This window comes from Acinetobacter sp. LUNF3 (genome assembly GCF_022699605.1).
Classification (GTDB): domain Bacteria; phylum Pseudomonadota; class Gammaproteobacteria; order Pseudomonadales; family Moraxellaceae; genus Acinetobacter; species Acinetobacter johnsonii.
In genome coordinates this window covers 1,747,330-1,759,802 of record NZ_CP093968.1, presented here as the reverse complement: position 1 = coordinate 1,759,802, position 12,473 = coordinate 1,747,330, and the positions used below count along the sequence as shown (strand labels likewise).

The 12,473-nt window shown below is 40.9% G+C and carries 12 protein-coding genes; 9 read left to right on the top strand and 3 right to left on the bottom strand.

Going from position 1 to position 12,473, the window contains the following annotated elements:
• Positions 1 to 18 precede the first annotated feature (18 nt).
• Complete coding sequence (sulP, locus tag MN200_RS08610; RefSeq protein WP_058869568.1) at positions 19 to 1,752, bottom strand: sulfate permease; 1,734 nt, start codon at positions 1,750 to 1,752, stop codon at positions 19 to 21.
• A gap of 101 nt (positions 1,753 to 1,853) precedes the next feature.
• Complete coding sequence (locus tag MN200_RS08605) at positions 1,854 to 2,171, bottom strand: metalloregulator ArsR/SmtB family transcription factor (RefSeq protein WP_004693230.1); 318 nt, start codon at positions 2,169 to 2,171, stop codon at positions 1,854 to 1,856.
• A gap of 391 nt (positions 2,172 to 2,562) precedes the next feature.
• On the opposite strand from MN200_RS08605, the gene rutD reads away from it, so the two are divergent.
• The 8 genes from rutD (at position 2,563) to cysK (ending at position 10,028) form a co-directional block, all read left to right on the top strand.
• Positions 2,563 to 3,366 carry a pyrimidine utilization protein D gene (gene rutD / locus MN200_RS08600; protein WP_058869588.1) on the top strand — a complete coding sequence of 268 codons (804 nt, stop codon included), beginning with the start codon at positions 2,563 to 2,565 and terminating at the stop codon, positions 3,364 to 3,366.
• Between the two features lie 344 nt (positions 3,367 to 3,710).
• The gene (gene rutA / locus MN200_RS08595; protein WP_058869569.1) at positions 3,711 to 4,823 is read left to right on the top strand and encodes a pyrimidine utilization protein A; all 1,113 of its coding nucleotides are present in this window, start codon (positions 3,711 to 3,713) and stop codon (positions 4,821 to 4,823) included.
• Positions 4,820 to 5,569, top strand: coding sequence for a pyrimidine utilization protein B (rutB, locus tag MN200_RS08590; RefSeq protein WP_058869570.1), 750 nt, complete (start codon positions 4,820 to 4,822; stop codon positions 5,567 to 5,569). The genes rutA and rutB overlap by 4 nt, the downstream gene beginning before the upstream one ends.
• Before the next feature lie 30 nt (positions 5,570 to 5,599).
• Positions 5,600 to 5,983, top strand: a complete 384-nt coding sequence (gene rutC / locus MN200_RS08585; protein WP_058869571.1) for a pyrimidine utilization protein C — start codon at positions 5,600 to 5,602, stop codon at positions 5,981 to 5,983.
• 74 nt (positions 5,984 to 6,057) lie between these two features.
• Positions 6,058 to 6,594 carry an NADH-dependent FMN reductase RutF gene (rutF, locus tag MN200_RS08580; RefSeq protein ID WP_227509209.1) on the top strand — a complete coding sequence of 179 codons (537 nt, stop codon included), beginning with the start codon at positions 6,058 to 6,060 and terminating at the stop codon, positions 6,592 to 6,594.
• A gap of 36 nt (positions 6,595 to 6,630) precedes the next feature.
• A complete protein-coding gene (rutG, locus tag MN200_RS08575; RefSeq protein ID WP_058869573.1) occupies positions 6,631 to 7,986 on the top strand; it encodes a pyrimidine utilization transport protein G in 1,356 nt (451 codons plus the stop codon).
• 45 nt (positions 7,987 to 8,031) lie between these two features.
• A complete protein-coding gene (locus MN200_RS08570) occupies positions 8,032 to 8,868 on the top strand; it encodes an NAD-binding protein (protein ID WP_242760518.1) in 837 nt (278 codons plus the stop codon).
• 161 nt (positions 8,869 to 9,029) lie between these two features.
• Positions 9,030 to 10,028, top strand: a complete 999-nt coding sequence (gene cysK, locus MN200_RS08565) for a cysteine synthase A (protein WP_151837005.1) — start codon at positions 9,030 to 9,032, stop codon at positions 10,026 to 10,028.
• Positions 10,029 to 10,090: 62 nt separating this feature from the next.
• On the opposite strand, the gene MN200_RS08560 is transcribed toward cysK, so the two are convergent.
• The gene (locus MN200_RS08560) at positions 10,091 to 10,702 is read right to left on the bottom strand and encodes a TetR/AcrR family transcriptional regulator (RefSeq protein WP_004693224.1); all 612 of its coding nucleotides are present in this window, start codon (positions 10,700 to 10,702) and stop codon (positions 10,091 to 10,093) included.
• A 521-nt stretch (positions 10,703 to 11,223) separates the two neighbouring features.
• Between MN200_RS08560 and MN200_RS08555 the strand changes: the two genes are divergently transcribed.
• On the top strand, positions 11,224 to 12,396 hold the full coding sequence (locus MN200_RS08555) for a thiolase family protein (protein ID WP_242759176.1): 1,173 nt from the start codon (positions 11,224 to 11,226) through the stop codon (positions 12,394 to 12,396).
• Positions 12,397 to 12,473: the final 77 nt, after the last annotated feature.

Sequence of the window (12,473 nt, the reverse complement as noted above, 5' to 3'; positions counted from 1 at the left end):
AAGCAGACATTCAGTCTCTTATGAAGTTTTAAGCAGCTGAGGTGAAAGGGTCTGAATGGCTTGATAGTGAGTTAAAAAGACATTCCCACTCAAATGTTTCAATAGCTTTGAGCTTTGCAGTCTATCCATCACAGGGCCTTTAACTTCGGACAAATGCAGCTGAATGTTTTGCTTGGCCAATTCTAGATTAATATCTTCCAGCATTTCTAAAGCACTCAAGTCGATACTGCTCACACTGGAACAATTAATCACGACATGAGCTAACTCAGGTTGTTGGCTCACGGCATTGATCAGCTCGCCTTTCAATATGTTGGCATTTAAGAAGGTTAGGCTTTCATCTATACGCATTGACAGTACTTGTGCCGTCGTCTGAACTTGATGGCGTTCAACATTGCGAAAATGTTGAGTCCCCTCGACCAAGCCAATCACAGCAATATGTGGTCGGCTAATCCGCCAAAGCAACAAAATAAAGGTTGAGATCATGCCAATGATCAGGCCAGTTGAAATATCGATACAGACAACACCAAAAAAGGTAATCCACATCGCGATACCATCTGCTTTGGAATACTTCCATGCTTCGATGAAGGGTTTAAAGTCCACAAGTTTCCATATGGAGACGATAATTGTTGCAGCCAAAATAGCTAAAGGAAGATCCTGAAAGAAACCTGTAAAGTATAAGCTCACTACAATAATCAACAGCGAAGAGAGGACGCCAGCCATAGGGGTCTGAGCGCCTGCATCTGCATTAACGACAGTACGAGAAAGGCTGCCTGTTACAGGAAAGGCCGAACTGAAACCTGCACTGATATTGGCTAGCCCCAAAGCGATAAGTTCTTGGTTGCTATTAAGTTGACTTCGGTTTTGTAAAGCAGTGGCTTGAGCAATGGAAAGTGATTCAACAAAACTGATCATCGCGATCATGGTCGCACCTGGCAAAAGTTGCAGAACTAAAGTCCAGTTCCAATACGGCATATCGAGTGGAGGCATACCAGATGGAATGATTCCGACGGTTTTAATTCCAAGCGTTTGCAGTTGGAAAAAATAGACCAAGGCAATCGAGGCAACCACTAAAAATAAAGGAATGGTACGCGAAAGTAATACGGTCGATCCGAACCAACCTTTTAAGGTATTAGTATTCAGCAGCTTTGGTACATAAATTAAAAATACGATTGCGCACAGTCCAAACAGCAGCGTACCTATATGAGTCAAACTGATGTATTGCCAAACACTTACCACAAACTCGGGGATATTATTGGCTTTTAAAGGCAGATCGACAATAAACTTCAACTGACCCAACGCAATCAGCAAAGCAGACGCAATAATGAAACTTTGGATGACGGGGTGGCTAATCAGTTGGATGAGGAAACCAAAGCGAAATAAACCCAACAGCAGGGAAATGACACCGACCATTAGGGCTAATAAACATGCCGCTTGTATATAAACTGGTGAACCAACTTCAAACATTGAGCTCAAAGTCGCAAAGGTCATCATCGAAATGATGGCAACAGGGCCAATAGAAAGTGTAGGGCTGCCGCCAACGATGGCATAAATAATCATTGGGATAATGCTGGCATATAGCCCAGTGATTGGTGGTAAGCCTGCCAACATGGCATAGGCCATGCCTTGAGGAACCAACATGGCAATGACGATAAAAGATGCAAGTAAATCTGACTTAAACGTAGGCGTGTCATAGTTCTTGAGCCATTGCCATGCGGGTAGATAATGGCTTAGACGACGATTCCAATCAGACATAAAAAAATCTAAATCACAAATTTAGATATATTATGCATAAAAAATGCTAAGAAGTCTTAGCATTCGTTTTCAGAGCACAGAAAATATAGCAGTAATTTGGTTTAGAGACGTGGTTTTGGGCAGTACAAGCTATACAAAGTATTTAAAACTTCAATCATGCGTTCATCTTTAATGGAGTAATAAATTTGCTTACCATCACGGCGCGTATTTACCACATCACTTTTACGTAACATCATTAATTGTTGAGAAAGAGTCGGCTGTTTGATGTCGGTAATTTCTTCAATTTGAGAAACATTAAGTTCTTGTTGCGACAAATGACACAAAATTAATAAACGATCAGTATTGGCTAGAGATTTTAAAATACTCACAACAACTTCAGCAGAGTCGCGCATAGACGTTATTTCAAGTCCTGTGTTCATTTAAAACCTACTCATAAAACAAAACAACTGTGCGCTTAGTATAAAACCAAGCAGTTCATAATGCTGTCTTTTCAAGTCCAATATGCATGGCTTTTAGTGAAATAAAATATTAGCTAAAGTTATATATACTTAATATTTACATCAAAATTAGTTATTCAAAATGTTACTTAAGTTCTAGATATTTATATAATTTAAGTCGATTTTTTAAATCAAAAACTCATTCTTTATGATTATTTATAATAAGCTTTGAATATTTTATCATATAGAGGGCATTAAAATCATAATTACAGAGCTTTTTAAAAAATTCATTATAAATTTAAAAAATACAAACATTTATTAAAAGGCATAATTATTGCTAGATAATATTTTTGACCAAAAAGTAAACTTTGAGATGAATGTACAAATTTTTCCATCCCATATAGAAGATGCTGAATATGTGGTTTTGTCATCAGGTTTAGGTGGACATGCGCAGTTTTGGCAGCCACAAATTCAAGACCTGCAAACCAAATTTCATGTCCTAACTTACGATCAAGAAGGTTGCCATGAAAGCAGTACATTATTAAAACCAGATTATTGCATACGCGATTTGAGGCAGCAGCTTTTGCTGATTTTAAAGCAACAACATATTCGACGCTTTCATTTTATCGGTCATGCACTAGGTGGTTTTATTGGTGCGGAGTTAGCCTACTTGTGCCAATCGACCGAGTATCAGATGTTGTCAATCACGATTTTAAATGGTTGGGACACGTTAGATGCGCATACCTATAAATGCTTTGAAACCCGAATTAATCTTTTAACATGTGCAGGCACTGAAGCTTATGTCAAAGCACAGGCCTTGTTTTTATATCCGCCAGCTTGGATTTCAGAAAATATAGAAAGTATTCAAAAGCAAGAACAGTTTCAAATTCAAAACTTTCCACCGCATGAAAATGTATTGCGACGGCTAAGTGCATTAATGAACTTTCAACTGAGCGAGGAGATACGAGCCGCTTTGCAGAATATACCGATGCATTTGATTGCAAACCAAGATGATTTCCTTGTGCCTTACCAACGCTCACAAAACCTAAAAGGGTTGTTTCCGCATGCACAGTTGACTCTTTTAAAGCAGGGCGCTCATGCAGCGACTGTAACCGAAACAGTACTGATGAATAAAGAAATGTTGGGCTTTTTAACAGGGCAGGAAAGTTTAGTTTAGATTATCGATTGTTTAATTTTTCTTTATAAAGTGAAGGTGTATAGGTTTTGAAATCTATACACCTTTTTTATTTAGGCTAAAAATATAAAAATTCTAGTTTGGATCATTTATCGCACAATCATTGATCACTCCTCACAGAGATAGTGCATGAAATAAAAACTAATTTTACTTTTTGGTAAAAAATAAAATTAAGTAAAATTATTTAATATATTGAAAAATAACAATAAATAATAGTTGGCATGGCTTGTGCAAATATATTTTTATCAAACTAAAGGTCAAAAGTCTTGCTGTATTTAGCCTTTGATGTTCTGCAAATAATGAAATAAGTGTAGAGGATGAATGAGATGAAAATAGGTGTATTTTGTCCAATTGGAAATAATGGCTGGCTGCTTTCGGAAAACGCGCCACAGTACATGCCTTCATTTGAACTAAATAAAAAAATTGTTCAACGTGCTGAGTATTATGGTTTTGACTTTGCTTTGTCGATGATCAAACTGCGTGGCTTTGGCGGGAAAACAGAGTTTTGGGATCATAACCTAGAAACATTTACCTTGATGGCTGGGCTCGCTGCGGTGACCAGTAAAATCCAAATCTATGCAACAGCAGCGACGTTGGTGATGCCGCCTGCAATTGTGGCACGTATGGCGTCAACCATTGATTCTATTTCAAATGGTCGTTTTGGTTTAAATGTCGTGACAGGCTGGCAAGCACCCGAATATACGCAAATGGGGATGTGGCCAGGAGATGAGTATTTTGCACAGCGCTATGAATATCTTTCTGAATATGTAGAAATTTTGCGTGAACTCTGGGCGACAGGTCGTTCAGATTTTAAAGGAGAGCATTTTACTATGCATGACTGCCGTGTGAGTCCGCGTCCACAAGCGGATATGAAAATAATTTGTGCGGGTCAGTCTGATACAGGGCTTGAGTTTTCTGCCAAATATGCCGATTACAACTTTGTTTTCGGTAAAGGGCTGAATACACCGACAGCTTATGCAGAGATCAATGAGCGTTTAAAACAGCAAACCGATAAAACAGGGCGTGACGTGCAAACCTATGTGTTGTTTATGGTGATTGCTGCAGAAACCGATGAAGAGGCGCATGCGAAATGGCAAACATATAACGCTGGTGCGGATATGGAGGCGATTAATTGGCTGATCAACCAAGGAGGTAAAGATACCAAATCTGGAACAGATACCAATATTCGCCAAATGGCATCTTCGGTTTCGCCTGTGAATATCAATATGGGAACTTTAGTCGGTTCGTTTGAACATGTTGCACAAATGTTGGATGAAATTAGTGAAATTCAGGGGACTGAAGGTATTTTACTTACCTTTGATGACTTTGTACAAGGGGTCGAAGACTTTGGTCAGCGTATACAACCTTTGATGAAATGCCGTGAACATATCGTGGTTGAAGCGGATGCGCCACGCGTTGTTTTGGAGAAAAGCGCATGAATGACTCTATAGTCTGTACAGAATTTACTAAACAAAGTCTGCAAGCAAAAACATTAAAAGCAGAACCTGAACATATTGCTTTAGCACCTGAACACACGGCATTGATTGTGATTGATATGCAAAATGCCTATACCTCAGTAGGTGGCTATTTGGACTTGGCCGGGTTTGATGTATCTAAAACCAAACCTGTGGTTGAAAACATTCAAAAAACCATTACTGCTGCACATGCAGCTGGCATTCAGGTGATTTACTTTAAAAATGGTTGGGATGACCAGTACCGTGAAGCAGGAGGGGGTGATTCACCAAACTTCCATAAGTCGAATGCTTTAAAAACCATGCGCAAAAATCCAGAGCTGCAGGGAAAACTACTGGCAAAAGGTGGTTGGGATTTTGAGTTGATTGATGCACTCAAGCCTGAACCACAAGATTTAGTTATAGAAAAGCCTCGTTATAGTGGATTCTTTAATACTGCGTTGGACAGTATGTTGCGGGTGCGAGGAATCCGAAATTTAGTTTTTGTCGGTATTGCGACCAATGTCTGTGTCGAGTCAACTTTAAGGGATGGTTTTTTCTTGGAGTATTTTGGAATCGCTCTTAAAGATGCGTGCTATCAAGCTGGGCCTATCGAGGCGCAAGAAGCAAGTCTCTATAACATCAAAACCTTTTTTGGTTGGGTGTCTGATACACAAAGTTTTGCGAACACCTTTCAAACATCAAGCAGTCAAACACTGGCAAAAACTGCATAAGTCATACATACGAAAGATAGAGAAAATCTCATGCCTAAAGAAATTATTGTGCCAGAAGGCACAGCGAAACCACTTGCACCATTTGTACCTGCAACTAAGGCTGACAATATCGTTTATGTATCAGGCACCTTGGCCTTTGATGAACATAACAACGTCGTTCACGTTGGTGATGCAGCAGCACAGACTCGACATATTTTAGAAATCATTAAACGAGTTCTTGCAACGGCAGGTGGCACAATGGATGACGTCACTTTTAATCATGTCTTTGTGAAAGATTGGGCCGATTATGGCGCGATTAATGCTGTATATGCCGAGTATTTTCCAAACGATAAACCTGCACGCTATTGCGTACAGACTGGACTGGTCAAGCCAGAGGCTTTGGTTGAAATCGCTTCGGTTGCACATGTGGCTTAAGTGGAATAATCAAATTTTAATGCCCTGATATACGATTTTTTTAGGGCATGGAGAATACGATGAATGCAAAATTGATGAATCAAGATCAAGTTGAAACCATGCTGAATCATAAAGCACCAGAGGCAATCTTGGATCAACACACGTTTCGTCAAGGTATGGCGAATCTAGGGGCTGCGGTCAATGTGATTACAACAGATGGGAGGGCTGGTCAGGCAGGCTTTACGGCATCGGCAGTATGTAGTGTGACCGATACACCGCCAACGTTGTTGGTGTGTTTAAACCGTGCATCCTCTGTGTTTGAGACATTTAAAAGCAATCAAGTGTTATGTGTGAATACGTTGTCGAGTCAGCAACAACACTTATCTAATCTGTTTGGAGGTAAAACTCCAATGCTTGAACGTTTTGCTCAGGGCACATGGTCCACACTGTTAACCAATGCACCGGTCTTGGAGGATGCCTTGGTGAGTTTTGATTGTGAAGTGGTACAGACCATGTCTGTGGGTAGTCATGATGTGCTGTTTTGCCAAGTCAAAGCCATGAAGCAAAGTTATGGACTAAATGCGCTGATGTATTTTAACCGTGGTTACTGTGAGCCATTACCAATGTGCTAATTCAAAAATTCCTACTTTTACAAGGAGGGGAAACCCATGCAAACAAAAGAATCGTGGTTTCCAAAATTTAAGCCTTATCAAGGCGATTTAGATACAACGCCTGTGCAAACAGATGAATACTTACCCGCAGGAAAAAGCATTATTTTGGGGTTGCAACATGCTTTTGCCATGTTCGGCGCAACCGTACTTGCCCCATTGTTGATGGGCTTTGATCCGAATCTAACGATCTTCATTACAGGCATTGGTACGATACTCTTCTTCCTCATGACCGGTGGACGTATGCCAAGTTATTTGGGGTCAAGCTTTGCCTTCATTGGAGCAGTGGTTGCAGTTACGGGTTATACAGGTGTTGGAGCAAACCCAAATCTTTCTTTAGCACTGGGTGGAACCATTGCGTGTGGAGTGCTGTACGCGTTAATCGGTTTAGTTGTGATACGTACTGGTACGGCATGGATTGAAAAGTTGATGCCACCTATTGTGACAGGCGCCATCGTAATGATTATTGGCCTACACCTCGCACCAGTTGCGATCAAAAGTGTGTCAGCCAATCAGTTTGACTCTTGGATGGCGTTAATCACGATTATTTGTATCAGTGTCATTGCGGTATTTACCAAAGGTATGGTGCGCCGTTTACTGCTACTTTTAGGCTTGGTTGCATCCTATTTTATTTATTTCTTACTCACGAATGTCATGGGTTTTGGCACTGCAATTGACTTTGCAAAAGTTGGTCAAGCAGCATGGTTTGGTTTGCCAACTTTCCACAGACCAACCTTTGATGTAAACGCCATGATGTTGATTGCACCCGTTGCGATTATTTTGGTGGCTGAAAACTTAGGACATTTCAAAGCTGTGTCGGCGATGACTGGGAAAAATTTGTCTCATTATATGGGACGCGGTTTCTTTGCAGATGGGGTATGTACCACACTCTCTGCTTCGGTTGGTGGCACAGGGATGACCACCTATGCTGAAAACATTGGGGTGATGGCAGTTACTAAAGTTTATTCAACCACAATCTTTGTTTTTGCAGGTGTATTTGCGATTTTACTAGGGCTTTCACCTAAGTTTGGCGCAGTGATTAGTACAATTCCCGTTGCACTCTTGGGTGGCGCATCCATTGTGGTTTTTGGTTTGATTACCGTTGCTGGCGCAAAAATTTGGGTCGATAACAAAATTGATTTTACCAAGAACAGTACTTTAATGATTGGTGCAGTGTGTCTGATTATGGGAACTGGTAATTACAGCTTACAAATAGGGAGTTTTGACCTAGGTGGTATTGGCACTGCAACACTAGCAGCCATTCTACTTAATCTTTTCTTGAATCGAGGCAGTGAGAAAGAGCCAGTCGTAGAAAAGTCGGACGATCAAATCAATAGCACTATTGCACACAGTTAGGAGTACGTTTTGAGTCTAAATATTGCATTTATAGGACTTGGGGCAATGGGTTGGCACATGGCCTCCCATTTGCCAAAACTGGGTTATCCTGTTTGGGTGTGGAATCGCACAGCGGAAAAAGCGTCTTCACATGCGCAAACCTTCGGTACTTTGCAGGTTGAATTTCAACAAGCGATGCAAGCCGATGTGATATTTTCATGCTTACCGACCAGTGCAGACGTTGAAGCTTTAATTGCGTTACATCCACCCAAATCTGGAAGTTTATGGGTGGATTGTACCAGTGGCGTACCTGAGTCTGCGCAGCGAATTTCCACTGATTTGGCAGCACGTGGTGTGACTTACTTAGATGCACCTGTTTCAGGTCAAACCATCGGTGCTGAACGCGGTACTTTGACGGTTATGGTGGGTGGTAATATCGCTGGATTTGAAAGGGCAAAACCTATTATTCAGGCATTTTCTGGGCTGATTAAATACGTCGGGAAAAGTGGTGCAGGCTTTGCGGTTAAGGCGGTGAACAATACGCTCATGGCAACGCATTTATGGGCACTGTCTGAAGGTTTATCTATTTTGAAGAATCGAGGCGTTGACTTGGCTGGAGCATTGAGTTGTATTAATCACTCCAGTGGCAAAAGTACCATGTCTGAAACGGTGATGGCGCAAAAAGTTTTGAGCCGCACTTTTCAAAAAACATTTGCTTTAAACCTGTTGCAAAAAGACATTGGTATTGCGATGGATCTGGCCGAAGAAGGACAGATGAAAACACCTGTTTTTCAAGTGACACAAGAACTGTTCTTAAAAACAGATCGAGAACAGGCTGGACAAGTAGATTTTAGCGCGGCCGTTACACAGTTAGAAAAGTGGAATAGTGTAAGGCTCGTTTAAGCTGGTCGCGCGGGAGAAAAGCATGGGAAAACTCATGCTTTTTCTGTTTAATTGATTTATTTATCAAATAAAAACATAAGCCCGACCAAATGTCAGTTTGCATTTAAAAATCAGGGTATGATAATGAGTGGATCATTAAAAACAACATAGGAAACATTGGTATGAGTACTGACTCAGCTTTTCCAACGCCTAATAATTTAGGGATAGCGGTTTATAGTAATAATGCAGAAGCGATTGGTAACACACCATTGGTTCGTATTAACCGAATTATACAAAGTCCAGCCACCGTTTTAGCCAAAGTTGAAAGCCGTAACCCTGCATTTTCAGTAAAATGTCGTATTGGGGCTGCGCTGATTGCGGATGCGGAAGCACGCGGTGTGCTGAAAGCGGGAATGCATATTGTCGAACCAACCAGTGGCAATACAGGCATTGCTTTGGCATTTGTTGCTGCTGCAAAAGGTTATGCGTTAACCCTGACTATGCCATCAAGCATGAGTATCGAACGCCGCAAGGTGATGAAAGCTTTGGGCGCGAACTTGGTTCTCACCGACCCTGCAAAAGGCATGCGTGGTGCGGTAGAAGAAGCACAGCGTTTGTTGGATAAAAATCCAGAAACCTATTTTTTGCCACAACAGTTTGAAAACCCAGCAAACCCAGCTATTCATGAAGCAACTACTGGCCCAGAAATTTGGGATGCAACAGGTGGTAAAGTTGATATTTTAGTTGCAGGTGTGGGGACAGGTGGTACGATTTCAGGGATTTCAAGTTATTTTGAAAAAGTAAAAAAACAAGCCCTGTATTCAGTTGCGGTAGAACCTGCTGAATCGCCGATTATTGGTCAAACCAAACGTGGCGAAGCTTTGACGCCTGGACCACATAAGATACAGGGTATTGGCGCTAACTTTATTCCTAAAAACTTAGACCTTGATTTGGTCGATGAAGTGATGCCAATTGATGCAGCAACAGCAATTGATTGGGCGCGTAAAACAGCAAGTCAAGAAGGTATTTTGGTGGGTATTTCAAGTGGTGCCGCGATGGCAGCAGCAGCTGAACTTGCAGCACGCCCTGAAAATGCAGGTAAAACCATTGTAGTGATTTTACCTGACGGTGGTGAACGTTATTTATCTTCAGTTTTGTTTGAAGATATTTCCGTAGACTAATTTACTGTATGAAAAAAAGCTAAACATAAAATGTTTAGCTTTTTTTATGCCGTTTAGAAGTTTTAAAGGGCTGCGTGTGAAATTTTATCGGGTGTCATGAGGGCTTGGTTGACATATAGTTTAATCAGACGCTCACGTGAACCGATTGATTTTTGATAATGCGTTGAATTGAGTAACAATGACGCACCATAGGTCACTGTCCATACATAAGATAAATAATCACGAATGGACATTGCACTGTCTAAAGACTTTAAATAGTCAGAGGTCATGTCTTTAATTTCGATAATACGTTGTTCACGTATTTGATAGAGCTTCTCAAAAAGTTCTTTGAGTTTACGTTCATTATTGGTTAAACGTTCTTCAATAACGTGCAGTAAAATCGTACGGTTCGAGTTCAACATATTATAAAGCATGTATTCGGAAACATACGTTTTAATATCATTGTTATGCTTTTGAGAAATCTCTAGCAGGCGAGTTTCATTCAAGATAATCAGCTCTAGATAAAGTTGATTTTTACTTTTGAAATGCTTGTAGATCGTACCCTTCGCAATATCGAGTTCCGTTGCTAATTCGCTTAAGGTGATGTCTTGATTATTGTCTAATAATAAAGTCTCAGCCATGGCTAAAATTTTCTCTTTGCGTAATAGAAAATTTTGTTGGCGTACTGAAGTCATTGGCTTATTCCAGTGTATTCCATGAGAACTATAGAGAGGCTATTGAACTTGGTTGAAAATGAAAATGCAACTAAGGTCTTGGATATTACTACAATCGTTTTAAAAATATCCACTTGTTCAACAATAGAAATAAATACAGGTGCATTTTCGCATTTCGTTGTCAATAAATTTGATCTCTAGAGATCAAATTTGGGCCATTGCATTCCTTTTTCGTGATTTTTACACTATTGTCAGTATAGCCACTGTGTTCTTAGAGACGAGAACCTTTAGTGCTCAAGCCTCGAATGCAGTGCGGGTTGATAAATAGATCATCTGTCGTATGGATCGATGTCTTATTCACGTGTGTTTATTTTAATGTCTTTATAGATGACTCGCTTTGAGACGGTAGCACTATGAAAAACATTAAAATAAGATCTGAAACGATTAACCCTTTTGTAATATGAAAAAATAGATAGGGAATGTTTTTAAGTCTCTTAATTGGGCTAAAAGCAAATAAAACGCAAAAAAGGATGAAATAGAAAATGATTGTTATTGTAGACGGTGTACGTACAGCAATGGGTGGTTTTCAAGGTTCACTGTCGAGCTGTACCGCGCCTGAACTTGGTGCGGTGACAATTAGAGAAGTGTTAAACCGTTCTGGCCTACAACCAACCGATGTGGATGAAGTGATCTTTGGTTGCGTACTTCCAGCAGGTTTAAAACAAGGCCCTGCACGTCAAGCAATGCGTATGGCGGGTCTACCTGACTCAACGGGTGCAACAACCATCAATAAAATTTGCGGCTCTGGTATGAAAGCCGTCATGCAAGCGGCTGATGCGATTAAAGCGGGCTCAGCTGAAATTGTGGTGGCCGGTGGTATGGAGTCGATGTCAAATGCGCCGTACTTACTTGAAAAAGCACGCGCGGGCTACCGTATGGGACATGGTAAAACCACTGATCACATGTTCCAAGAAGGTTTAGAAGATGCTGAAACAGGTCTGTCGATGGGTGTACTTGCTCAAGAAATGGCAGATAAAAAAGCCTATACCCGTGAGCAGCAGGATCAGTATGCCATTGGTTCTTTAAATAAAGCCGTTGCTGCGATTCAAGGTGGTTTCTTTAAAGATGAAATCGTACCTGTGACGGTGAGTAGCCGTAAAGGCGATGTTGTGGTTGATCAAGATGAACAGCCGCTCAATGCCAAAGTGGATAAAATTCCAACTTTACGTCCGGCATTTAAAAAAGACGGCACGATTACCGCGGCAAATTCAAGCTCTATTTCGGATGGTGCTTCGGCACTGGTTGTAACTTCATCCGAAGTTGCTGACGCACGTGGTCTTAAGCCATTGGCAAAAGTTGTGGCTTATGCAAGTAATTCCCAGCATCCATCTGAGTTCACCATTGCCCCTGTAGGTGCCATTGAGAAAGTTTTAGTCAAAGCAGGTTGGTCTGCGAGTGATGTAGATCTGTGGGAAGTCAATGAAGCGTTTGCGATGGTCACAATGCTTGCAATTGATGGTTTTCATTTAGACCCTGCAAAAGTCAATGTGAATGGTGGCGCTTGTGCACTTGGTCATCCATTGGGTTCATCTGGTTCACGTATTATCGTGACTTTACTGCATGCCTTGAAACGTACTGGTGGGAAAAAGGGTGTAGCTGCTTTATGTATTGGTGGTGGTGAGGCGACTGCTATTGCCGTCGAGCTGCTGAACTAAAACTGTAATATTCATAGCTATGCCTGTGAAGAAAATACTTTAAATAGCTATAATTCGGCATGGTTGATTTCATCAAA

Excerpts from the sequence above, each read along its gene's own strand:
- rutA (WP_058869569.1), top strand. The coding sequence starts at position 3,711 with ATGAAAATAGGTGTATTTTGTCCAATTGGAAATAATGGCTGGCTGCTT.
- rutC (WP_058869571.1), top strand. The coding sequence starts at position 5,600 with ATGCCTAAAGAAATTATTGTGCCAGAAGGCACAGCGAAACCACTTGCA.
- rutB (WP_058869570.1), top strand. The coding sequence starts at position 4,820 with ATGAATGACTCTATAGTCTGTACAGAATTTACTAAACAAAGTCTGCAA.
- MN200_RS08560 (WP_004693224.1), bottom strand. The coding sequence starts at position 10,702 with ATGACTTCAGTACGCCAACAAAATTTTCTATTACGCAAAGAGAAAATT.
- cysK (WP_151837005.1), top strand. The coding sequence starts at position 9,030 with ATGAGTACTGACTCAGCTTTTCCAACGCCTAATAATTTAGGGATAGCG.
- rutG (WP_058869573.1), top strand. The coding sequence starts at position 6,631 with ATGCAAACAAAAGAATCGTGGTTTCCAAAATTTAAGCCTTATCAAGGC.
- MN200_RS08555 (WP_242759176.1), top strand. The coding sequence starts at position 11,224 with ATGATTGTTATTGTAGACGGTGTACGTACAGCAATGGGTGGTTTTCAA.
- rutF (WP_227509209.1), top strand. The coding sequence starts at position 6,058 with ATGAATCAAGATCAAGTTGAAACCATGCTGAATCATAAAGCACCAGAG.
- MN200_RS08605 (WP_004693230.1), bottom strand. The coding sequence starts at position 2,171 with ATGAACACAGGACTTGAAATAACGTCTATGCGCGACTCTGCTGAAGTT.
- sulP (WP_058869568.1), bottom strand. The coding sequence starts at position 1,752 with ATGTCTGATTGGAATCGTCGTCTAAGCCATTATCTACCCGCATGGCAA.
- rutD (WP_058869588.1), top strand. The coding sequence starts at position 2,563 with ATGAATGTACAAATTTTTCCATCCCATATAGAAGATGCTGAATATGTG.
- MN200_RS08570 (WP_242760518.1), top strand. The coding sequence starts at position 8,032 with ATGGGTTGGCACATGGCCTCCCATTTGCCAAAACTGGGTTATCCTGTT.